Below are 22,937 nucleotides of genomic sequence, written 5' to 3'. Positions count from 1 at the left end.
GATGTTCACTCGAAATCCCTCCGTGGCTGCGGTTTCGTTGTTCCTGAACAAACATGAAACACCGCAAAACCGCCGAGGGATTTCGTTTTTTCGAAATTGTTCGCGAATTCACCCAAGAGAGTTCGCTTGATTAAGGACTAGCTCCTCTGGGCAATGAAATCTTCTTCGCCAAGGACGAGGAAACTAGGAAGCAAAAGACGATCGATGCTTTCATGAGCATCGATCTATTCAAACGGGTCTATGAATACTATGGCGGAAGCAAGTCCATTCCGACGGAGGGCGATTTTTTTGGAAACGTGCTGTCGAAGGAATTTCAGCTTGACCCGGACTTTCATCATGAGTTCGAGACTATTTTCCGTGCGAACTGCAAGTTCCTTGACATCGAACAGGGCTTGTCGGCCGCGGCATCCGATAAAGCAAAGTCCAAGGTCAACGAGTCGGCCTCAGAAGACATCCAGGTTGTAGGTGCAGCGAAGGGTAAGTTTGATCGCACCGCCTTCGTAATAATGCCATTCAGCGAGAAGGGAGCAACACCTCGACCCACGGGCTTCTTCGAGGCCGTACTAAAATGCATTATTGTTCCGGCTGGCAATAGTGCCGGTTTTGCAGTTGAGACAGCGCGGAAGAAAGGTAGCGACGTGATCCATACCACGATAATCAACGCGCTGGTGGAAGCTGATCTTGTAATCGCTGATCTTACGGACCACAACCCAAATGTCTTGTGCGAGCTAGGAATTCGGCTCGCCAACGAGAAGCCGGTTGCATTGATCCGAGCCACTGGCACTGACCGGATTTTCGACGTGGACATTCTGCGGATCGAAGACTATAACCCCAACATCTGGCCGCACACCGTCGAGAACGATATCGCAAAATTAGCCGACCACATCAAGGCGACTTGGGACAATCGAGATAGTATGCGGCCCTACATGGAGATATTGACGGGGCGCAGTCAGACTAAAAGCTCATCTTAGCGAGAGTGAAATGCCCATCCCGCTTGGCACCTCTGACGCCCGTTTGCCCTAAGTACGTCCTATGCCGACTTTGCAGTTCACACAGGGGCATGGGAACGATCGACACTGTAAATCGGCCGGATCGCAACTCCGGTTGAATCGTTGCTTACGATGCATCCAGCTTCAACGTGGTCCGCAGCCGCGTTGTAAGCATTTCCCGCAAATCAGAAATGCTACCGTAGACTATGTGATTGATTGCCGCTAAGTCAAAGGGAATAGTGTCCGCCTTCCTACAGATCAAAACAGTTGGTCTGCCAATGCCGTGCGCGAGTCCAACCTCGTAATACACGTTTGGATTGTGCTTGGTAGTTTCGGCGATCACAACGTCGGACCGATTGATCCGCTGACGAATTACGTCGGGAATTGAGTCATTGTGTTGAATTTCGTCCGCCCGCTCTGCGACGATGCCAAGCTTCTCAGCGGCGTCTCGGATACCAAGCAGGTACACATCATTGTATTCGTCGGAAAACGGCATCACGACGAACGCCCGTTTTGGCGAACGCTTAACGGTTATTTCTTCGGTAATTGTTTACCGCCTCAGGGAATCAAAGAGGGAATCAAAGGGGTCGGGAGTCTTTCATATTGACGACGGCATGGGAGCGTGATGAATTGTTGCCAGGCCACGACCTGTAAGGCTGTTCTATGAAACATGGCCATCGTGAGGCGTCGCACGAAGTACGGGGGGAACCAATGTTGCGATGGGCACGAAATCCCAAGCGCGGGGCTAACCGCTTCGGTGCGCGGGTCAGCCCGGCGGCATCCGGGGTTCGGGCTTTTGCAACGGATGCTGGTCCTTGCGGCCATGGATGAGCGCGGCGGTCCACTCGGCGAGCCGGGTGCCGAGCATGCGGCAGGCGGCTTGGGTTTCTTCGGATCTAGGTTGCCGGGCCGTGATCGCGCCGTAGTGCAGGGTGGTCAACTTGCCGACGTAGTCCGTGACACCGAACACAAGAAAGCCAAAATTGATCAGCACCGTGAGGATCGACTGGCAGGCCATCTCCGTTCCGCCGCCCCAACCACCGGAGGACGAAAACGCGCAGCCGATCTTCCCATCAACCGCCATCCAGTGCTCGCGCATCGGATCGTCCCAGAATCGCTTCATCTTCCAGGAGAGCAAGCCCATGTTCGTGGGGCTGCCGACCGCGATTCCATCGCACCACAGCACGTCGGCCGCGGCCGCCTCGTCGATGCTGCACAAGCGAACTTCGGTTAGAGGAATTTTTTGGGCTCCTTCCGCGACCAACCGCGCCATCGCCGCCGTATTGCCGCTGGCGGAATCGAAGAGAACGAGGATTTTGTTCATGGGGCTTCGTCGAGCCAGGCAGAGTTCAGAAACGACAAGCTGCCGTAAAACGGCAGGCCTAACACCGCTGCGCGGAAGACCCCGTGAACGGGGTGCGCGGTTTGCCAATTCGCTTCGGCCGAACTCGCTTTTTAACTAAGTCTGACCGCGAAACAGCGTCGGCATTCAACCGCTCAATTGCGGCAGGCGGCCGTCGCTGTCGCCGAGGTGATCGACCTTGACGTTGATGCGATCCAAGAGCGCCAACCAAAGATCGTTGAGCGGCGTCTTCCTCGGATAATCGAGATGCCGGCCCGGGCTGAGAGAGCCGGAACCATGACCCGCCAGCACGATGGGCAGGTTGTCGTGAGCGTGCGAATTGCCGTCGGCAATGCAACTGCCGTAGACGATCATCGAATGGTCCAAAAGCGTTTCCTCGCCTTCCTTGATCGAACGCAGCTTGCCGAGGAAGCGGGCGAATTGCTCCATGTGGAAACGATTGATCTTGGCGATCTTCTCCTGCTTCTTCTTGTCGCCGGCATGATGCGACACCTCATGATGCCCGTCGTTCACGCCGATCATCGGGTAGCTGCGGTTGCTCCCCTCGTTGGCCACGACGAAAGACGCGATCCGCGTCGAATCGGTTTGGAACGCGACGGCCAGGAGGTCGTACATCAAGCGAATGTGCTCGCCGAAATCTTTCGGAATGCCGCTGGGGCGGTTCATCGCGGGCTTGGGAATCGAATCGTCGCCGGGACGGGCCAGTCGCTGTTCGAGCTCGCGAACGCTGCTGAGATACTCATCCATCTTGCGGCGGTCGTTCTGGCCGAGTTGGTTCTGCAATCGGCTCGCGTCGTCGCGCACGAAATCGAGCACGCTCTTTTGGCTCGCTTTGCGGCGCTCGCGCTCGGCCGGATCACCGCCGGAAAACAAGCGGTCGAACACCGATTGCGGATTCACCTCTTTGGCGACCGGAGTGGCCTCGCCGCGCCAAGCGATGTTGCTCGAATAGGCGCAGCTATAGCCGGAGTCGCAATTGCCGGCCTGGCCGCCATGTTCGCAGCCGACTTCGAGCGACGGGAACCGCGTCAGATGGCCGAGTTGTGCAGCGGCCACTTGATCGGCCGACACGCCCACCTTGATATCCGACCCGCTGGTTTTGCGCACGTGGCACCCGGTGAGAAACGTGGCCAGCGCGCGGGCATGATCGCCTCCGCCGTCGCCGTGGGCAAACGCGTTGTCTTGAGCCAAGCCCGACAAAACCAAGATGTCGCGCCGGAAATCTTTCAACAGTTCGAGCGTCCGCGGCAGCTCGAAATCCGTGCCGACGCCATGCGGCACCCAATCGGGCATGTGCTGGCCGTTGGGCGTGTAGACCCACAGCATGCGCGTCGGCGGCTTCGGGCCAATCGCCGACGACGCGGCGGCAATCGCCTTTCGAGGGAGCATGGCTTCCAATGCCGGCAGGGCGATTACGCTGCCCAGTCCGCGCAACACCGTCCGCCTCGAAATCCGCGTGGTACGGCTCATGGCTTTGCTCCTTGAAAGTTTTCTTTCTTGCTTCGCTCGCACGGCGCCATGCCCACGGCTTCCGGGGGCATGCCAGCCAACGTCAAGCGATGCCGCTTACTTCTGGTCTTTCCCGCGTCGCAATTCAAATGGCGCGCTGCGGACGATTCCGATCACAAAACTGGAAAATCGATAATTGTTTGCGGCGGCATCGTGGGCAATTTGATCGACCGCAGCCGCGTCGTAATCCTCCAGCCCGCGACCCAAGGCGTATGTTAGCATCTTTTCGACCAAGCACCGGCAAAACTGATCCCGGCGAGCCAAAAGAATCTTCTTTAATCCGTCAACCCCGTTAAACGTATGTCCGCCGGGGAGAGTTCCGCTCGAGTCGATGGCAAACTGGCCGTCGCTGGTGCGCCAGCGGCCGAGGGCATCGAAGTTTTCCAGCCCGAAGCCCAAGGGGTCCATGGTCTTATGGCACGAGGCGCAGATTGGGTTGGCCCGATGTTGCTCGAGCCGTTGCCGCAAACTGCCGTGGAGGGCCGATTTTCGGTCGTCGAGCGGGGGCACATTCGCCGGTGGCGGCGGCGGGGCGGCGCCGATCAAAGTTTCCAGAATCCACTTTCCCCGCTTAACCGGACTTGTCCGCCCAGGATTCGACGTGATCAGCAAGATGCTCGATTGCGTCAGCAGGCCGCCGCGATGCGTTCCCGCCACCGAAACCTCGCGAAAATCGCTCCCATTCACATTGGGAATTCCATAAAAACTCGCCAACCGCTCGTTCAAGAACGTGTAGTTCGAATCCAGGAACTCCAGCACACTGCGGTCTTCCCGCATGATGTGCGAAAAATAAAGCTCCGTTTCCTTGCGCATGTCGATCCGGAGCGATTCGTCGAATTGCGGAAACTCGGTTTTGTCGGGCACCATGCTCGCCAACCGGCGATATTGCAGCCACTGGGCCGCGAAATTATCCACCAGCGCCCGGCTCCGCGGATCGGCGATCATCCGCCGCACCTGGGCTTCGATCGTCGCCGGATCGTGCAGCTCATCGCGATGCGCCAGCGCGAAGAGATCGTCGTCGGGCATGCTGCTCCACAAGAAATAGCTCAGCCGCGAGGCCAACTCGAAATCGCTGATCCGATGTGGCCTCGCGGGATTCGTGTCGGGATCGGTTTCGACGCGGAACGAAAACTGCGGCGATGCCAACACCGCTTCCAGCGGCAACGTCAAGCTGCGGTCGAAGGGACCGGGATTTTTCGCGTCGGCCTCGCGCCAAATCGCCATCAGCCGATCAAGTTCCTCGTCTCGCACCGGCCGGCGGAACGCTCGATTGGCGAAATGGCGGAGCACGCGGCGCGCACAATCGGCCCGCTCAGCCGCCGCGGCCTTCGGATCTCGCTTCGCATCCTGCTTCCCGTCCTCCGTTCCATCTTTTCCGTCGGCCGGCCGGCAAACGACGATCCGGCGATACGATTCCGACAACGTCGGTTCCGTTTTTGCCGGTCCTTCGATATCGAGCGACAAAATAGCAAGCCGGCTCGGGCGTTTCGACGAATCCGTGTCCTTCGACTTCGATTTTTTTGATGATTTTGCGTCCTTCGCGTCGCTCGGGCCGCCGAGGATTGCAACCGCGATGCGATGCTTGCCGGCGTTGATTTTCAGGGTCTGGGCCAGCGTCGCGGCGGCGTTCGGCCGGCCCGACTTGACATTGGACTGCTCCAGTTCATGGCCGTCGAGCTTGAGCGCCGCCCGCACAGGTTCGTCGCCGCCCGGCTCGCCGAAGGCGCGAACGCGCAGATCGTATTGTCCGTCTTTTGGCGCGGTCCAGGTGAGATAAGCTTCGCCGCTTGAAATCCAGATGATGCCGCGAAAGATTTTTTCCATCTTGCCGTCGACATCCAGGCTCGAACCGCGAAATGCCCGAACCGGCGGCGGCGACTCGGGCAGAATCGTCAGTGCCCGATCAACGCACTGCTCCGCGGCTGCCAGATATTTTTCCATCAGGATCGGCGACAGCGACAGCACGGCACCGATATTGTCGAAGCCGTCGCCGACATCGTCGGTCGGAAAATCATCGGCCGGATGGAAGTCGATCGCCATCAGATCGCGGATCGTGTTGTTGTATTCGGCCCGGTTGAGCCGCCGGATTGTCATCCGGCCCGGGTCTTGTTCGAAAAATGGCACTGGCCGCGCCAACTGGGCGTCGATCCAATGCGTCACCATGGCGACTTCGTCTGCCTTCGGCTGGGTTTGGTCTTGCGGCGGCATCTCGCCGTCTTCCAGCTTGAAAAACACCTTCCGCCAAATACTTCTGGCGTGAACGACCGAAGCCGCGTCGGCATATTTCGTCAGATCGAGCTTGGCCTCGGGCGAATCGCCAGAATGGCAATCGCCGCAATATTTCGCGACAAACGGCGTGACGTGTTTCGAGAAAACAGCAACGTCGGCGGGATCGACCTGGCCGGCGCTGTTGGAAATGGACGTGGCGGGTGCGGTGGTTTCGCCGGCGACTTCACCGCTCGGGCCACCGATGCTCCAAAAGGCCAAGCATCCGCCGGCGGCACACATCGCCACGATGAAGCGCAATCGCAGGTTTCCGCGAGGCAGACTCGGCATGCGGCTGGGCGGCAGGAGGGAAGAATGGAGCATCGCTCCGGCAGGAATTATCGCGCCGCCGATTATAACGGATTCCGAGCCAATAGCCAAACTTTGCTTGGGCCGCTTACGGCATTGCGAAATGAATCGCCAGCACGGCTACTGCCGCCACCAGGCAATAGCCGCCGAACCATTGCCAACGGCCCCGCTCCAGCCAGCGCGATAGCCAGCGCAGAGCCAACAGGCCGGCCAAGAAGCTGAACACCATGCCGGCCAGACTCGCCAGCACGAGCGGCACGAGGCCGTGCTGTGGATCGGACACCGCGGCGGCATGGCCCACAATCTGCCGCGCTTCATAGACGATCACCACCGGAGTGAGCAGCACCGCCAGCGCGAAGCTGAATTCCTCGGCACGAATGCGATCGATGCCGAAAAACATTCCGGTCGAGATCGTCGACCCGGAGCGCGAGAAGCCGCGAAACGGCAACGCCAATCCTTGCACGATGCCGACGACGGTTGCCGGCCATAGCCCAATATCGCTACGGCGACCGGGTGATTTGCGGTCCTTGAGGCCGGCAACGAGGATCACGATTCCCGCCGCCGCAAGGGCCGCCGCAATCAAGGGTAGCTGGAGGAACAGGTGCTCGATCTCTTGCGGCTGCTTTCCCGCCGCACCGCGGAGGAAAAAATGTTTGATCAATTCCTTGAGGACGTAGCCCACCGCCAACGTGGCCAAGGTCGCCACCGCTAATGCCGGGACTTGCTTCCAAAGCAATTTCCAACGCGCGCGGAAATACACCAGCACGGCCAGCATCGTGCCGGTGTGCAGCATGATCAGCAAGAAGGCCCATTGGCTGTCGGTTCCGTGGTCGAAATTCATCAGCCGAGCGGCGACGGTGACGTGAGCCGTGCTCGAGATCGGCAGCATTTCCGCCGCCCCTTGAATAAGAGCCAGCACGAGAATCTGCAGCAGGTGCACGATGGACATAGGATTGCTTTGCGACGGCGAGTGCTGGAAAAATTGCGCGACGACAGCATGGGCGCAGAAGTATAGCTTGTGCAGAGTTGCGGCGTGAGGCGATCGGACGAGGGCCATTGGCCGTTTGGCGTGGCTCTGGCTTGTTGGTGTGCCACTGGCTAGCGCAGTCGGCCACTGCCAGCACTGGCCAGCGCAGTCGGCCACTGCCAGCACTGGCTAGCGCAGTCGGCCAGTGCCAGCCGGCGAGTTGACGTTCCGGCTTGGCGACGTCTGACGCGAGAACACTCGGCAAACGGCGACGTGCAAGAGAGTATCGCCGAGTCTCGCAGCGTTCGCACTGGCCGACTTCGCTGGCCAGTGGCACCCGGCGCGGCTTCGCCTTGCCGGCAATTGCCCTTTCCGCTTGCGGCGGATTTTGGTAACTACGCCGCTTCAAAGTCGCGCCGCTGCCCACCAAGGCGCTTGCGACGATCGACTCCCGAGAACGAGCCTCGGGCAATCTTTTCCAGCTCGTCGCCCCCTGTTGCTAGCGGAGCCGACGCATGAAACGTCTCCTGGTGCGATTGTCTGCGCTTTCGTTGATCCTGATGCTGGGCCTGATCGCGATTGCCCGCGGTCAGCGAAGCGGACTAAATGGCTCCGGCGATCCGCAGCAGGTCAGCAGCGATCCGTTTGCCAATCGCCAAACGCCGGCCGAGGTCGTGGCGGCCGATCCGGCAAATTCGAACGCTTCGTCGGTGCGCTTGGTGTCCGTGCAGGATATTCCTTCTGAATCGCCGGTCGTTCCACCGCGATCGGTCGCAAACATCCAAACGCCGGCCAACGGAATGGAACTGACGGTCCATCCGACATCTACCGCGAGCGAGAGCGCTCCGGCGGTGGATCCTCTCGCGGCGCGAAACGATCCGTTGGGACTTCGAAGCGATCCCACACCGCTGGCCGCGAACGCCTTGCCCGCTGCTGCGCCACCAACAAACGCCGCGACGAGCGGCCGGGCGACTGCAACGGAAGCGGCGATGCCCGCCGGACAAACGATCGGGGGCAACGCGGTTTTCCCGAATGCCCTGATGCTCGCCTCGGCAACCGCCCCGCTCGATCCTTCGAGTGGGTCGAGCGGCGCGAAGGCCGGACACGCAATCTATCTCGGCCCGCTGCCGCCTGCCGCTTCGATCGAAGTGGCCCAAGCCCCGGCGATCTTGGTGCCGCCGCCGAGCGCCGCCCCCATCGTGCCGTCGCAATCGATCATTGCCGAGCAGCCGCCGCCGGCCGGCCAAGTGCCGCCGCCAAATCCTGGATCGGTCTACGCGCCATCGGCCTATGGTGCGGCAGGGTCGAACTATGCTGCAGCGGCGGCGAGTGGCTACGGACCGCCGCAGCCGCTCCCGCAAGCGACGCCGCAGCCCGCGGAATCTGGTCCGATCTTGGCCCCGATCGCGATTCCGCCGGCCAGTTTGGCCCCTAGCAGTTCGGGCATGACGATCGGCAGTCTTCGGCCCATCGATGCGGCCGCGAATGTCACAAGCGCCCCCGACTCCGCTCTCAGTGCAACCGCCGCGGAGCATCCCGACTCGAAACACGTGGAGAGCTCGCAGTCGCCGCAACTGTCGATCGAAAAAATCGCTCCGGCGGAAGTGCAGGTCGGCAAGACGGCTCGATTCGAATTGCGCGTGCGCAATGCGGGGACGGCCGCGGCCGAAGGTGTCGAAGTTCACGACACCGTTCCTCAAGGCACGCAATTCATCTCGTCGAATCCGCCGACGACGCAAGGGCCCGACGGCCAATTGGCCTGGTCGCTCGGCGAACTAAAGCCCGGCGAACAGACCGTCGTGCAACTGGAAATGTTGCCGGTCGCGGAAGGCGATATCCGCAGCACGGCCACGGTGACATTTCGCACGGAAGTTTCCGTCCATACGTTGGCGACGCGCCCGCGACTCGCGCTCGAGCTTTCGGCCCCCAAGCAGGTGCTCATTGGCGACACGGCGACGATGACCGTGCAGATCAGCAATCCGGGAACGGGCACAGCGACGGGCATCGTGCTTTCGGAACACGTGCCTCACGGATTGCGGCACAAAGCCGGCGCAGAACTGGAGTTCGACGTCGGAACGCTCAAGCCGGGCCAATCGCGGCAGATCGAATTGTCGATGTCGGCCGTCGAAGCGGGACACGTCATCAACAGTCTGCAAGCCCGCGGCGACGCCAAATTGCACGCCCAAGCGCGGGTCGAATTCGACATCGTTGCTCCGGCACTGTCGGTGGCGATGACCGGCCCGACGCGGCGGTATCTCGAACGCCAAGCGACTTACACGGTGGCCGTATCGAATCCGGGCACCGCGCCGGCCCGCGATGTCGAATTGGTGACGCAATTGCCGAAAGGAATGAAATTCGTCAAAGCCAACAATGCCGGCCATTACGATCCGGAAACACGCACGGTCACGTGGAATCTCGAAGAATTGCCCCCCTCCGAAACAGGCAGTGTCACACTCGTGGCCGTACCGATCGAGGCCGGCGAACAGCGAATGAAGTTCGAGGGAAAAGCCAAGCAAGGCCTCATCGACGCCAAGGAAAAAACCGTCATGGTCGAGGGGCTGGCTGCGGTGACGTTCGACGTTCGCGGCACCGATGAAGCGATCGAGGTCGGCGGCGAAACCAGTTACCAGATCCATGTGGTCAACGAAGGTTCGATGGCCGCGGCAAATCTGCAGGTGACGGCATTGTTTCCGCCCGAGTTGAAGCCATTGCGAGCCGAAGGCCCAGCCCGCACGACGATCGATCACCGCACGGTTCAATTCGAGCCGATCGCCCGGCTGGAACCGAAAGGCGAAGCAACGTTTCGCATTCGTGCCCAAGGCATTCAGGCCGGCGATCTGCGTGTGAAAGTGCAAGTGCAAACCGACGACATGCGCCAGCCGGTAACAAAGGAAGAAAACACGCGGGTGTATGTCGATCGGTGAGGGGAGATCTGTGAGGCTGTCAGGCTGTGAGGCTGCGCTACGAGGCTGTGAGGCTGTGAGGTACGAAAGCAGCGACGGCCGGGACCGCACTCGAACAGATCGCTTGCGCCGGCTTCATAAAACGGGCCGCAAGTGCTCGTTTTTCTTGATAATGCCGCGTCACGCCGACACGCCGCGCAAGAAGCGCTTTTCTTTCGCGTATTTCAGTGGTCGCGCAGCCAGCCTGCGGTCTGCCGCCGCATGCTTTACAAACCAATTGCTCGCGGCCAAACTGGAGGCGATGTTGTCACGCTTCGTTCGCCACGCGGTGCCGCGAGTATGTCCATCGCCGTCACTTGTCCCTCGGGCCATGCGCTGAAGATCGCCGATAGCATGGCGGGGCGTGCCGGTCGTTGCCCGTTCTGCCGTCAGATCGTGCACGTGCCGCCGTTGAATCGGCCGGCGGAGGTGGTGGAGCTACTCGCGGCAAAGTCGCGGCTGGGCAAACGAACCGCCGGCGCGGTGGCAGGTTCCGCCGGGCCGTCTGCGGCCATCGCCCCGCCGGGAGCGGGATCCGCAAACAGACCAGCGACGGTCGCGCCGGCGAACGCTGCGCCGCCGTCCGCGGCCGATCCCGCGGCGGCCGACACCGTTCTCATGCCGATCTCGATCAGCGAATCGCCGCCGGCTCAACACCCGCCGGATACAAGCCCACAACCGACGGCGGAACCCGAATCGCCGGTCGCGGCCGAGCCCGACCTCATGGCTCAAACGCTACCGTTGCCGACGGCCGAGCTGATCTCGAAGCAAGCCGCGCCCGCAGTGGACGTGAACCACGATATTAATTTCGACACTGTCGGGCATAAGGCAAAGATCATCGGATCGTGGAAGGTATTGGGCGATACTCCGCCGCCGTATTTTCCAGAGCCGCCAGCCGGCAGCGAATCGGACGTGGTGGTCGGAGAATTCGAGGAGCCGGCATTGGCGCCGCGGCAGCCGGCGGACCAAGAACCGCCGCCCTCCGCAGCGTCGCCATTGCGGTTGTCGCCGCCGCGAACTGAAACCGTCGCGACGATTCGGCCGGGGCGCCGGAAGACTCCTTCGATCGTGGGCCGGTCGGCAGTCGGCGCAACGAGCTCATGGCCGCCCGCGCGGGTTCGCACGGGCGCGACATGGGCGGTGCGTCCTACCGTGTATCGCATTGCGGCGGCGATGGCGCTGGTGACACTGCTGAGCATGTGGCCGGCGCTGCATTCGCCGAAATACTGGGATCTGGGCATCGCGCCCGGCTGGGCGCGCGGCGTGTTGCTCATCGCGATTTTGCAACTGGCGTATGTCGCTTGGTTGGTATCGATTCCGGATTGGGCATCGCTCTGGGGCACGATGTTCGTCATGGCGATCGTGGCGACTCTGTATGGCACCGCAGCCGCGATGACGCTCGCCACGCCAATGGAGCGCGACCCTCCACTCGGCCTGCAACCGATTCGCGGCGTCGCGCCCGCGTGGTGTTTCAGCATCATGCTGCTGACGATCAGCGTCGCCTACGCATGCGGCCACGCGGCTCAGCGGATTAGGGGCGACGGGCGACGGGCGACGGGCGAGTGACGCGCAAGCGGATCGCACGCGCCAGCGCTACCGATCCTGTCGGTCGAACGGTAAGACGAAACAATGAGTGCTATCGCCTTGAAAGATGCTTTGGGCGATGCCCACGCGGCGCCCCATGCGGTCACCATTTGCGGCATCGACTCGTGCAATCCTGCCGCAATGGCAGACGGCCCTATTTAAGCACGGTCGCCGCCAGGCCGAATTCATATGAGGTCGTAAACGGCATGACACCGTAGGCGCCGCGGGTAAAGACGAGATTGATGAAATCGTCGGCCCGGAGGATCGCCGATTTTGGCACCAGCACGACGTCGCCGTCGCCGAGCCAGATTTCGCCGGCCGGGCATTTGCATTTGCCGGAAAGCGCCGCTTGCAAATCGAGCATCGTGGCCATCAGTTGCCAACTGTCGCCGCGGCGGAACACGACGATTTGTTTCAAGTTTGCACCGACATTCCAGCTTCCGCCCATCGAGATGGCTTGCATCACGGTCGTCGGCCCTTCGAGCACATAACGGCCCGGAAGTTTTACTTCGCCGAGCACATACACATATCGCGGAGCCCGCGTTTCCAGAATTGGCGTGATTTCGATCCCATCGACCACGAGCGCGTAGCGAAGGTTTAGCTCGCGTTCGGCTTCCTCGAGCGTCAGCCCCTGAAGCGGCACCGGGCCAACGGCCGGCAGACTGATCGAGCCGTCGGGAGTGACGCGCACTTCCAAGCCTTGGCCGCCGGTGCCGGCCCGGGCATCAACCGTTGCCCGCAGATCTTCGAGCTTCGTATTTACGCGCACCGGCGTTACCGTGATTGCCGGCGCCTTATAAAGCTTTTGATAGGCTGTTTCCAACTTATCGCGAAGTTGCGGCACCGTGAGATGCGCGGCGGGCACCTGGCCCAACAAGCGGAGCGTGATGGTGCCGTCGGGCTGAATGATCAGGCTGCGATTGAGATTCGCGTCGGAAAACGATTCGACAAGCACTTCATCGCCGACATTGAGGCGGTACGGACGAGGCGATTCGTTGCGCGTGATCCGATAGACGCACCGCAGCATGTCGTCGACGCGAATCCGATACACGGGCACATGCGCGGTCCGCGCGTGATCGACGTACTCGCCAGGGCCGCCGGGTTGCCATGGAGAACAGGCCGAACAAGCGCATTCGGCCTGGCATAGCCGCACCGCCCCGTCGAGCATTCGGCCGTGGGCTGGGCCCGAATCGTGGAGTCGCAAAACGGCTTGCGAAACGGAGGCAGGCTGATTTTGCGACAACGCGAAATGCCCGCTTTTTTGCGGCGGGTTTTGCAACGGCGCGATTGCGAATATCGCTGCGGTCGAGAAGGCGATCAAAATGCCGGCACAGCGACGCATGAAAACCACTTTTGATCGTCCCCTGGCACGGGCAGCAATTTGGTCGAGCATTGGTTCCTACCTCATTCGGCAACAGGGGCACGGCGATTGGGGCCGATCCCTGCGCCGCGCTTTGATGGTTTATCGAGTTGCGGAGGTCGACGCGCCTCCGGCCGCCACGGTTTGTCGCCCGGCATGATTGTTCGCAGGGCCATCGACGTTCAGCGGGGTCGTGGCCGCAAATCGGGCCGGGTCAAGCCATTCAACCGCGATGGTTTGGCCCGCGCCGCCTCGGTACTGCCGCGCAACAGCCAAGAGGGCTTCTTGATGGGCCCGATCGGCCAAGTCGCGTTCGCCGAGGGCCCGATGCACGGCCGCGAGATTTTGCCAAGTGGCCGGCAGCGGATAGACCGCGATGCTATGCAACAACGCGGTTTTCGCTTCCGGGAGTCGGCCAAATTGCGCCAACAGCACGCCGAGCTCGTTCGCAGCAAGGTAATTTCGATTATCGACCGACAAGGCCGCTTGATACAGCGCCACCGCTTTCGCGCCGTGCGTTCGATCGACAGGCCCGTGCAGCGATTCCGGTACGCGGTAGATCCTCCCCAGTGCATATAAAGCGGTCGAGCCGCTGGGCATGCCCGCGGCACATCCGGCGAGTTGATCCTGGGCGAATGTCAGGTAACGCGACATCGCGGTCGAGCAATTCACTCCATCCAAGGGGACGTCTTTCAGCACGGGCGTCTGGTGCCCCGCCACGATCTGCGCCACATCCAAATCGCTTTGAATGCCAGCGCTGCGTGGGGCGAAGTCGTCGGCTTCATCAAGCGCCTGCAGGCCGGCCACGAGCATCTGCTCGTGTCCATTGCCGCCGCTGGCCGAGTCGAGTGCTTCGGCCATCGTGCGCAAGGCGGCAACGAACTGGGCGCGCGCCGAATAAATTGCGCCGCGCTGGCCGAGTTGAAAGCCGAGGGCCGTTTGGGCGTTCGCCTGCCGTTCGACCGCGCTGAATTCATCGCCCCGGAACGGCGGTGTTGGATTCTGCCAGGCGACGGCGGGCCGGGCGAAACGGACGAGCGGCGATGCAACCGGCTCGGCAGGCGGCGCCGGCGCCATCGGTGGCAGCGGCACAATGGCCGATGAATTCGGCGCACCGGCTGATTGCGGCGTGCTCGGCTCTTGCGGCGGTTCGAGAACGGGGCCGTCGATCGGCAAGGGCATTGGTTGAGCCTGCGCCAGACGGACGTGTGGCCCATCATCGGAGCCGATGCCGCCGACCGTGGGATAATTGTCCCAAGCCACCGAATGAATTGCCTCGCCGGCCGGCGTCGCGCCATTGACCGCCAACGCTCGGGGGGCGCTCAACAAGAGCCGCGGACCTTGATCGCGCAGTCCGCGCGCAACCCCCGCGCCATCCGGTGAGCCATTTGCCGCGGTTTGAATCGGCGACGCGCCATTCGGCGAATCATCGCGCGCTTGCCTCGAGTGTTCGACGGGCGCGGACGTGCTTCCGCAACCGGTCCAGCTTCCAATCGCGCAACCGCACAGCACCGCGACGAGGAAGCGAGTTGCCTTGGGCAAGGGGCTTCCCCCAGACTGGCGATCCATCGTACATCCCCACGTTCGTCCGCGTGCCCGGCTTGCTCCATCCATGGAGCCGTCCGTGGGCGTTCCTCCGTGCGCTCGTCCCTGCGCTTTCGCTACGTCCCCGCGCAAACCGGATTGGGTGCTGCCCAGCCGTCCTACCGAGCCGATCTTGTCGGCTGGTACTGCACGACCGATTCTTAGCTGTAGTTGCTTCTACAGCATCGAATCGACCGCTCCGAAGGGACCGAATGACCCAATTCATCGTTTTGCAGCGAGGAGCGCAGAAAGTACGGCGCTCCAGGCGTCATAACGAATGCACATGGAACTCGCCATGCCGCAAGTTCGGCAGCTTCAAAACAAGAGATTCCTCCGAAAACGGTGGAAAGGCCGGAGTGGGCGTTACAATCGGCAGGGCCGCAGCCCAAGGAGCAGGCACACTCCGTGTGCCGTCGGCGCTCCGCGGCGCCCGCGCACGGTACAGGGCAGACGGCACACGGAGTGTGCCTGCTACGATGGAGCGGACTCGGCGCGCCTGGCAAAGAATTCGAACGTTCGTAGGACAGAGAACAGCGCGAGCAGCGGAAAGCACCCGAAGGAACTCGCAAAACCGCTGACGCAGGCGGTGAAACACATCACCGTTCGACGCGGCCCTGTCGTCTCGGTGTTCTCGGTGCCTCGGCGGTGAGGCTCGAAGCCGGCGAGGCGTGTTTGATAAAACACCCCATTTCGCAGACCCTTCACCGAGTCGCGGCTACGGCTTGGCGTTGAGCAATTTTCCCGCTGGCGTTAGCCCGGCCGCCTTCCAGGCTTCGTCGAGACGCTGGCCTGCCAGCTTTACGACCTGATCTCGGCGCATTCCGGCCATGCGACTGCGATGGGCTCGTGGCGTCACCGGACCATCAAAGCCCCATTCGGCCAGCCGCGCGAGGAGCGCAGCGGAATCGATTGTGCCGGTTTCGCCGGGCAGGAGGCGTTGCTCTTCGGTTAGATCGACCGGCGCCATATCGACCGGAGCGTCGGACAAATAAACGGCGACGATCCGAGCCCCGCCGATTTTTTGAGCATCGTCGATCGAGCCGCCGCCGGCACGGATTTGCCAAGGATCAAGAACGATGCCGACATTCGCCGGCCGAATCATCCTTGCCAACATCGCCAACGCATCGAGCGAGTAGATGAACTGATAGGCACGATCCTTCCGCGCTGCGGCCAAGGTATTCAGGTCGATGCCCAAGCGGATTCCGTGAGGGGCCAGAAACTCGCCGACCTCGGTCAGCCGGCGACGGTGGAATTCGAAGTTCTCGTGGTATGGCCGGGCGTCGTTCGCCGGCGCCAGCGTGGTCACGGCTCGTGTGGCGCCGATTTCAGCCGCCAACTTCAATTGCTCGCCGAGCGACTTCAGCCCTTCCTGATACGCTTCGTCGGTGTCGTCCCACACCAGCGGCAAGCGAAAGGTCCCGATTTTCAATTTCGCGCTATCGAGCAAACGGCGAGCCCGCGGCAACCCGTGAACACGAACCTGCTCCTGGAAATCAGTCAGATTGAGATCGATGCCTTTGAATCCGAACGACAGCGCCAATTCAATGAGTTCGCTGTCGCGCCCCGACACGCCGAGCGATTCGGTGCTGAGATTCTTGAACATCCGACTCCCTCGTATTCCCAAGCAGAAAAAGAAAAGCCCGATCGGTCGTTATCCACCGCCGAAAATCGATTATGCCAGAATCGACGGCGAGTTTGAAGAGGCACGCCGAGCGTGTGAAAGCGCGTCGCCGGCCAGCGATACGCTCCGTCGCGGCGCGCCGGCCTAGGTAGCGCCCCGGCCCGTGGCGGATGCCGGCCGGAACGTGCAGAACCAGGGATCCGCGTCGGGCGATGTGCGGCGCAGCGTCAACCGGCCGCGAAGACGTTCGCCGCGTAGTTCCACCGTCCATTCGACGCCGGAGTGAGATTTGAGTTCATATAGCCCGGATTCAACGCGCGTCACCCTACCCCGCTTGCCCGAGATTGGGCCTTCGAATTCCAAGTATGCCAGGCGATGATCGGGCAGTTGTTCCGCCTCGATCGCTCGATTTGCCGCCGGTATTTCGGCAAGTGCCCAGGTTCGCAACGAGCGGCCGACCTCGAACATCAGGTCCCAGTGTTCGCCCGGCTTGTAGCCGGGTGAGCCCTCATGCCGCAATAGCACAAAACGCGGATGCTGCTGGGCTTCTTCCGCGTTCATCGTTATCCCTCGATCGGCGCCTGTCTGCCGGCATCCTCGTCAAAGGGTGCTCCCTGCTCTGCGACCCCTGGCTCCCGGTCTCTGGCCCCTCTCCCATTTGCCCCGCTCCGCCACTTGGTTATTGCCTCGACGACGATCAGCAGTACGGCCGCGATCATGAACACGGTGGCCGCGAGATTCAGGCCCCATTTGATCGCCTGCGGGTAGTTGTGGCCCGTGATGCCGGCGAGCATGCCGTTCCAAAACGAGCCGCTGGCCATGCGCACTCCAGCGGTCGTCGTCGTGGCAATCACGAACAACATCGGCAAAATCGTCAGTGGCGCATAGCGGCCACGGCCGGCGTTGAACATCACGGTCGTCACCACCGCCAGCGCGATCACGGCCAGCATCTGGTTGGCGATGCCAAACATTGGCCAAATCGTGTCGATCGAACCCGTCGCGATCAGCAGCCCCCAGGCGCCGGTCACCGCCGCCGTCGACAGCACCGCGCCGGGAAGCCAATCGGTTCGCTCGAACGGCTTGTAGATTTTCCCCAGAACTTCTTGGAGCAAGAATCTGGCGATCCGAGTGCCGGTGTCGATCGTGGTCAGAATAAACAGGGCCTCGAACATGATCGCAAAGTGATACCAATACTTGATCACCGCATCGAGGTTCAGCCGGCCGCCCGACAAACGGTCCATTGCTTGCGTGCAAATCTGCGACATGCCGACCGCCAATGTCACCGCCCCCGCCGTGCGGCCGCGAAGCGATTCGCCGCCGACCTGCTGTTCGACCCGGGCGAGTGTGTCGGTATCGGCGCCCATCTGGGCAAGTTCTTTGGCGTGCTGCGGCACCTTGTCCAAATCGATGTTGATGGCGTAGTAGTTGCCTTGCGAAAGCGTCGCCGCGGAAATCAGGGCCACGATGCCGACGATGCCTTCCATCAACATCGCCCCGTAGCCGATCGTGCGCACATCGCTTTCGCGCGACACCATCTTGGGCGTGGTGCCGGAGGCCACCAACGCGTGGAAACCCGAAATCGCGCCACACATGATGCAAATGAAGCAGAACGGAAAAATCGGGCCGTTCATGATCGGTCCGCCGCCGCCCGCATAAAGATGATTGATCGGCGGCGCTTCCAGCTTCGGATTGGCGACGATCACGGCCCCGATCAACAGCCCGATCGTGCCAATTTTCAAAAAGCTCGAAAGATAATCCCGCGGGCAAAGCAGCAACCACACCGGCAAAACCGACGCGATAAATCCATACACGCAAATGGCCCAAATCGTGCCCCCGCGCGAAAGCTGGAAATACGATTCGATCGCCGAACCGGGAATCCAGGCTCCCAGCGCGGTGACCGCCAGCGTCGCCGCCGCGCCGATCAACGACGCTTCCACCACGCGCCCTTTGCGCAGCCGATACATATAGAACCCGACGAACAGCGCGATCGGCACGGTCAGCGCGATCGTGAACGTGCCCCACGAACTGCCGCGCACTTCCTGCCGCACGCCGGGCGGGAGCGTGATCGTCGTCGGTCGGTCGTCCACGGTTTTTGGACTCGGGGCACCCGTCGAAAAAGCCGCCGTCGCGCCGCTTGCTGCCAGCCCGGCAATCGGCTTGCCGGCGTGGATCAGTGTAAATGCTTCGCCGCGGACGACGCTGCCGCCATCGGGATAGGTGAGCCGAGAGCCGGGTGGCACGGCGATGCGCTGGCGGCCGTCGCCGCCGCCGCTGCTGACGCGCGGCTTCTGCGGCATGTTAAGCACGGTGCCGGCCGCCAGAGTCACCTCCTCGCCACCGAGCGCTTTGACCACCACCATTCCCAGCCCAGCCAACGCGATCACGACCACGAACAGAATCGTGATCGAAGCAAGGCCGCCGGCCAGCGGCCCGATTTCAGCCCTGGCGATTTCGGCCAGCGATCGCCCGCCCCGGCGAACGCTCGCCGCCAGCACAAGCATGTCTTGCACCGCCCCGGCCAAACACACGCCGACCACGATCCAAATCAGCCCGGGCAAATAGCCGAATTGCATGGCCAGCACCGGACCGATTAGCGGCCCCGCGCCCGAAATAGCGGCGAAATGATGCCCGAACAACACCCATTTCGGCGTCGAATGATAGTTCTGGCCATCGTTCAGCCGCTCGGCGGGCGTGGGCCGCGAATCGTCCAACACCGCCACCCGTGCCGCCAGAAAAGCACTGTAATAGCGATAGGCAACCGCCAAACACGCCAGCACCAACAGCATGATCGGCATTGCGTGCATGGTCGAAGGCTACAGGCTACAGGCTACAGACTTGAGGCTACAGGCTACAGGACGAGAGCGGCAGACACTCGCGCTCAATCGACGAACCGCCGCATAGAATAAGTCAATCGACCGATCGGCGGCAAGCTGAGCCGATAGACGCGGCAGCCGCGAGTCCTATAATAACCGGCCAAAGCAGGGTCCGTGCAGCCGCGCGCGCCTGCGGTTTCGCGCGTAGTGGCCAGTTTCAACCCTCGTGATTTAGCTTCTGCCTGTCTCTGAATTGAAAAGCATCATGGAAAATCTCGTCATCATCGGCAGCGGGCCTTCCGGCTGGACCGCCGCCATCTACGCCGCCCGCGCCGAGCTCAAGCCGCTGCTCTTCGAAGGGGCCATGACGGAAGAGAACCGCCTCTCGGGCACGTTGCCGCTCGGGCAGTTGGCGCTCACCACCGAAGTGGAAAATTACCCCGGCTTTCCCGTTGGCAATTTGAATGCCTATCTCGACAACAGCCTAAGCGAGGAGCGGCGCGAGTACATGCACCCCCACCACGGCAAAGGCGTGTCCGGACCGGAATTGATGGAACTGATGCGGCAGCAAGCCATCAATTTCGGCGCCCGCGTCGTGACCGACGATATCGAGTCGGTCGATTTCAGCCGCCGCCCGTTTCGCCTCAAGTCGCTGAGCGGCGAGACCACCGAGGCGCGGGCCCTGATCGTCGCCACCGGCGCGCGGGCCAATTATCTAGGGCTCGATTCCGAGCACGCCTATAAGAATCGCGGCGTCAGCGCATGTGCGGTTTGCGATGGCGCATTGCCGCGATTCCGCAACAAGCCGCTCGTGGTCGTGGGGGGCGGCGATTCGGCCGTCGAAGAGGCGACGTTTCTCTCGAAATTCGCCAGCCGCGTTTATCTGGTCCATCGCCGCGACGAATTGCGGGCCTCGAAAATCATGGCCGAGCGGGCCCTCAAAAACCCGAAAATCGAGATGGTTTGGAACCACGGCGTGGATGAGGTGCTCGGTTCGCCGAAAGAAGGCGTCACCGCTGTTCGCCTGCGAAGCACCAAGGACGAACAAACGCACGACCGGCCGACTTCAGGTCTGTTTCTCGCCATCGGCCACACCCCGAACACGTCATTTCTAGGCGGCCAACTCGAATTGACGCCGAAGCAATACATCAAATGGCCGGTGGCGAATCGCACGAACACCAGCGTCGAAGGCGTTTTCGCCGCCGGCGATGTGGCCGACGATTTCTACCGCCAAGCCGTCACCGCCGCCGGCACCGGCTGCATGGCCGCCATCGACGCCGAACGCTGGCTCGCCCACGGGCACCATTGACTCGCCGCGACGACACCGTGTGCCACTGCCGGCTTGTCCGGCAATGTGCGCCGCGTAGCGGTGCCGGGTGCCACTGGCCAGCGGAGTCGGCCCGTGTCGGCATGAGGATCGAGTCGACCAGCCGGCTCGAATTCCCGCCGTTGGCCGGGGTACACGCGACGTCAACTCGCGGTTCGCACTGGCCGACTGCGCTGGCCAGTGGCACCCCGGCGAATTTCCCGTAACAAATCTTCTGGTTCTCCGCTGAGCAATGTAGTGGTGGAGCTAACCAACAACCCGTTTAAGTCAAGAAATGAGGAGTGTGCCATGAACCGCTTTTTGAAATTGACCGCCGTGCTTGCGACCGTCGCCGGCTTTAGCCTGCTGGCGAACAATGGCTTCGCCCGGGTAATGCAAACTGGACAGGGAACGGCAAAGGCCCTGCATTCGAATCCTGGGTTTGCAGGTTCCCCCGGTTCGAATCCGCGCGGAACGACGACGATCAGGCCGAAAAAACTGAGCCGCGCGATGAAGGCAACCAAAGCGACCGCGTCGCGGACTCACAAGCATCGGATCAACGAGTACGGCAACGGGCTGCCTAATCCCGACGCGGATTCGAATGGTTCCGATAGCGGCGCCGGAACCAATTTCCCCGCTCCGGTCACCTTCGGCACTGGCGACGGCTACGGCGAAGGTCACGGAGGCGGCAACGGTAATCCGGTCAAGCCGCATCCGCGTCCGATCGTCGGGGTTCCGCCAATCGGAGTTCTGACCGGGGCGGCCAAGACGCCGTAATCCGAGCAGCCAACTCTTCACGGCTGGGAGGTCGACATGCGACCTCCCAGCCGTTTTTCGCGCTGGGAGACAAAAACGGGACCGGTCCGATATTGACAAAATGGGTAGTTTGGCCTTAGCCTGCCGCGATGCCATGAACCGCGCGGCCCCAAGCAACAGGGTGGAGAGGGGGCATCCCTTAGGTATGGTGTCCCCGGAATTGCCGGGCACATTTGCGGCGGATTTCAACTACACCAACGCGTCGGTGGCCGGAATGATCCTACCGGCATCGTGGGAACCATTGACAAGTGGCGTTGAGATCAATCCGAACCTTCCGGTCGCGAACGTGGTCGGCGAGAAAGCGACGTGGTTCCCGACTTTCTAGCCACCAGCTTCGCCATCACGCCTTCAACTTGCCGCCGCCGATGGCTGCTTGATTGGTGCTTTTTGGAGCGTCGTCATGCGAAATGATACAAGCATTCGTATTCGCGCGGCCTTGTTGTCGGGCGCGGCACTGGTTGCCGCGCTCGTTTCCGGAGGTCCAGCGCACGCAATACCGTCTTTGGTGAATGGCAGGATTGACTCGGACAGCTTCTGGACATGGAATTGCATAATTTACGCCGAGGTGTCGCATGAATGGACCAAATCCGGCGATTCCGGCTCGGGAACGATTGTTCTTCATGTCCTTGGCACGCTTTCTGGCGGGTACGACGCGGGCGCGGTGCCCATCCTAAAGGTAAATTGCGCCCGCCGTGTCGCGGCGAAACCTCGGGATAAGGTTCTTGTGGCACTGTTCAGCACTGACATACTAGCAGCGAAGCCCTCCAAGAATCATGAGTACGTCGTGCAGTTTGACTGGAGGGAGGCCGAGCCAGCGATCGAACCGTTCAGGATCGTCAACCGGCTCTCGGATGCTCCAGTGCGAGGCACACTGGCGTCTGTTCAGGAGTTGCGTCAAAAGCCGCGACCCATCGCAGGTAGAAGCCCCAAATTCTGGCGACAGCATAGCGTGGTTTACGCAGAGGCGAGCGAGGTCGTACCTTCGAGCACATCCGACCGCCAGCGTTATGCGTTCGAGATTCTTGGAACTTTGTCAGGCGAATACGACGCCGCGAAGACGCATGAGCTTTTCTTCGACGCCAATTTTCGGTCGCTATTCTTCATATTGGATGACCGAGTTTCGAAAATTAGCCGAGGCGATAAGATGCTACTGCTTTTAGCGAGGACTGGACCGCGCAAGGATTGGCGCATTGCCGACGAACGAGCCGAGTTTATGCCGTTCACGCGCGACCCAATAATCCGGCTGGCGACGGGGGGACAGCACTCCCCGCACGCTTTTAACGCGATGTTCAAAATCGTCAACGACACTCTCGCTCAAATACAGACGCGGCGAGTTGACGCTGTTCCTGGCTCATCGGTCTCGCCGCATTGAGGTCCGCCACTATGATCCGACCCGGTATCCAGACGCGCTCTGTCGCTTGCGCCAGGCACGTTTTGGAAGGAGCGATTTTGAAGTCATCTGTCCCAATCTTTGCCATCGCTTTTATCGCAGTTTGGATGTTAACCGCC

The 22,937-nt window shown here is 61.5% G+C and carries 16 protein-coding genes; 6 read left to right on the top strand and 10 right to left on the bottom strand.

Annotated features, from left to right (window positions below; all coding sequences use genetic code 11):
- The first annotated feature begins 212 nt into the window (after positions 1-212).
- A complete protein-coding gene (locus tag VHX65_20720) occupies positions 213-971 on the top strand; it encodes a hypothetical protein (GenBank protein ID HEX4000981.1) in 759 nt (252 codons plus the stop codon).
- A 145-nt stretch (positions 972-1,116) separates the two neighbouring features.
- Here the strand turns inward: VHX65_20720 and VHX65_20715 are convergent, their stop codons facing one another.
- The 5 genes from VHX65_20715 to VHX65_20695 form a co-directional block, all read right to left on the bottom strand.
- Positions 1,117-1,485 carry a hypothetical protein gene (locus VHX65_20715; protein HEX4000980.1) on the bottom strand — a complete coding sequence of 123 codons (369 nt, stop codon included), beginning with the start codon at positions 1,483-1,485 and terminating at the stop codon, positions 1,117-1,119.
- Positions 1,486-1,755: 270 nt separating this feature from the next.
- Entirely contained in the window at positions 1,756-2,313 is a 558-nt protein-coding gene (locus tag VHX65_20710) for a flavodoxin family protein (protein HEX4000979.1), read from the bottom strand.
- 165 nt (positions 2,314-2,478) lie between these two features.
- Positions 2,479-3,822 (bottom strand): DUF1552 domain-containing protein, encoded by a 1,344-nt coding sequence (locus VHX65_20705; protein HEX4000978.1) that lies wholly within the window; start codon positions 3,820-3,822, stop codon positions 2,479-2,481.
- A 96-nt stretch (positions 3,823-3,918) separates the two neighbouring features.
- A complete protein-coding gene (locus VHX65_20700; GenBank protein HEX4000977.1) occupies positions 3,919-6,417 on the bottom strand; it encodes a DUF1592 domain-containing protein in 2,499 nt (832 codons plus the stop codon).
- Positions 6,418-6,523: 106 nt separating this feature from the next.
- Entirely contained in the window at positions 6,524-7,384 is an 861-nt protein-coding gene (locus tag VHX65_20695) for an undecaprenyl-diphosphate phosphatase (protein ID HEX4000976.1), read from the bottom strand.
- 533 nt (positions 7,385-7,917) lie between these two features.
- On the opposite strand from VHX65_20695, the gene VHX65_20690 reads away from it, so the two are divergent.
- The gene (locus VHX65_20690) at positions 7,918-10,326 is read left to right on the top strand and encodes a hypothetical protein (GenBank protein ID HEX4000975.1); all 2,409 of its coding nucleotides are present in this window, start codon (positions 7,918-7,920) and stop codon (positions 10,324-10,326) included.
- Positions 10,327-10,644: 318 nt separating this feature from the next.
- Positions 10,645-11,910 (top strand): hypothetical protein, encoded by a 1,266-nt coding sequence (locus tag VHX65_20685; protein HEX4000974.1) that lies wholly within the window; start codon positions 10,645-10,647, stop codon positions 11,908-11,910.
- A gap of 172 nt (positions 11,911-12,082) precedes the next feature.
- Here the strand turns inward: VHX65_20685 and VHX65_20680 are convergent, their stop codons facing one another.
- The 5 genes from VHX65_20680 to VHX65_20660 all read right to left on the bottom strand — a co-directional run bounded on the left by VHX65_20680 (position 12,083) and on the right by VHX65_20660 (position 19,297).
- Positions 12,083-13,270, bottom strand: coding sequence for a polysaccharide biosynthesis/export family protein (locus VHX65_20680; GenBank protein ID HEX4000973.1), 1,188 nt, complete (start codon positions 13,268-13,270; stop codon positions 12,083-12,085).
- 120 nt (positions 13,271-13,390) lie between these two features.
- Entirely contained in the window at positions 13,391-14,830 is a 1,440-nt protein-coding gene (locus tag VHX65_20675; protein ID HEX4000972.1) for a hypothetical protein, read from the bottom strand.
- A 757-nt stretch (positions 14,831-15,587) separates the two neighbouring features.
- Positions 15,588-16,475, bottom strand: a complete 888-nt coding sequence (locus VHX65_20670) for a sugar phosphate isomerase/epimerase family protein (protein ID HEX4000971.1) — start codon at positions 16,473-16,475, stop codon at positions 15,588-15,590.
- Between the two features lie 162 nt (positions 16,476-16,637).
- Positions 16,638-17,054 carry a DNA polymerase ligase N-terminal domain-containing protein gene (locus tag VHX65_20665; protein ID HEX4000970.1) on the bottom strand — a complete coding sequence of 139 codons (417 nt, stop codon included), beginning with the start codon at positions 17,052-17,054 and terminating at the stop codon, positions 16,638-16,640.
- A gap of 2 nt (positions 17,055-17,056) precedes the next feature.
- Positions 17,057-19,297 carry a carbon starvation protein A gene (locus tag VHX65_20660; protein HEX4000969.1) on the bottom strand — a complete coding sequence of 747 codons (2,241 nt, stop codon included), beginning with the start codon at positions 19,295-19,297 and terminating at the stop codon, positions 17,057-17,059.
- A gap of 274 nt (positions 19,298-19,571) precedes the next feature.
- On the opposite strand from VHX65_20660, the gene VHX65_20655 reads away from it, so the two are divergent.
- From VHX65_20655 to VHX65_20645, 3 genes are all read left to right on the top strand, one after another.
- A complete protein-coding gene (locus VHX65_20655; GenBank protein ID HEX4000968.1) occupies positions 19,572-20,615 on the top strand; it encodes a thioredoxin-disulfide reductase in 1,044 nt (347 codons plus the stop codon).
- 306 nt (positions 20,616-20,921) lie between these two features.
- Positions 20,922-21,389: a hypothetical protein gene (locus tag VHX65_20650; protein HEX4000967.1), complete on the top strand. Its 468-nt coding sequence runs from the start codon at positions 20,922-20,924 to the stop codon at positions 21,387-21,389.
- 439 nt (positions 21,390-21,828) lie between these two features.
- Complete coding sequence (locus VHX65_20645; GenBank protein ID HEX4000966.1) at positions 21,829-22,800, top strand: hypothetical protein; 972 nt, start codon at positions 21,829-21,831, stop codon at positions 22,798-22,800.
- The last annotated feature ends 137 nt before the right edge of the window (positions 22,801-22,937 follow it).

The sequence above is a fragment of the Pirellulales bacterium genome (assembly GCA_036267355.1).
Classification (GTDB): Bacteria; Planctomycetota; Planctomycetia; order Pirellulales; family DATAWG01; genus DATAWG01.
Note: the sequence above shows the minus strand (reverse complement) of the source record. Positions and strands in the feature narration are given on the sequence as shown.

Bases quoted from the DNA above. Each gene is read 5' to 3' on its own strand.
- VHX65_20720 (HEX4000981.1), top strand. From the start codon at position 213: ATGAGCATCGATCTATTCAAACGGGTCTATGAATACTATGGCGGAAGC.
- VHX65_20715 (HEX4000980.1), bottom strand. From the start codon at position 1,485: ATGCCGTTTTCCGACGAATACAATGATGTGTACCTGCTTGGTATCCGA.
- VHX65_20710 (HEX4000979.1), bottom strand. From the start codon at position 2,313: ATGAACAAAATCCTCGTTCTCTTCGATTCCGCCAGCGGCAATACGGCG.
- VHX65_20705 (HEX4000978.1), bottom strand. From the start codon at position 3,822: ATGAGCCGTACCACGCGGATTTCGAGGCGGACGGTGTTGCGCGGACTG.
- VHX65_20700 (HEX4000977.1), bottom strand. From the start codon at position 6,417: ATGCCGAGTCTGCCTCGCGGAAACCTGCGATTGCGCTTCATCGTGGCG.
- VHX65_20695 (HEX4000976.1), bottom strand. From the start codon at position 7,384: ATGTCCATCGTGCACCTGCTGCAGATTCTCGTGCTGGCTCTTATTCAA.
- VHX65_20690 (HEX4000975.1), top strand. From the start codon at position 7,918: ATGAAACGTCTCCTGGTGCGATTGTCTGCGCTTTCGTTGATCCTGATG.
- VHX65_20685 (HEX4000974.1), top strand. From the start codon at position 10,645: ATGTCCATCGCCGTCACTTGTCCCTCGGGCCATGCGCTGAAGATCGCC.
- VHX65_20680 (HEX4000973.1), bottom strand. From the start codon at position 13,270: ATGCGTCGCTGTGCCGGCATTTTGATCGCCTTCTCGACCGCAGCGATA.
- VHX65_20670 (HEX4000971.1), bottom strand. From the start codon at position 16,475: ATGTTCAAGAATCTCAGCACCGAATCGCTCGGCGTGTCGGGGCGCGAC.
- VHX65_20665 (HEX4000970.1), bottom strand. From the start codon at position 17,054: ATGAACGCGGAAGAAGCCCAGCAGCATCCGCGTTTTGTGCTATTGCGG.
- VHX65_20660 (HEX4000969.1), bottom strand. From the start codon at position 19,297: ATGCACGCAATGCCGATCATGCTGTTGGTGCTGGCGTGTTTGGCGGTT.
- VHX65_20655 (HEX4000968.1), top strand. From the start codon at position 19,572: ATGGAAAATCTCGTCATCATCGGCAGCGGGCCTTCCGGCTGGACCGCC.
- VHX65_20650 (HEX4000967.1), top strand. From the start codon at position 20,922: ATGAACCGCTTTTTGAAATTGACCGCCGTGCTTGCGACCGTCGCCGGC.
- VHX65_20645 (HEX4000966.1), top strand. From the start codon at position 21,829: ATGCGAAATGATACAAGCATTCGTATTCGCGCGGCCTTGTTGTCGGGC.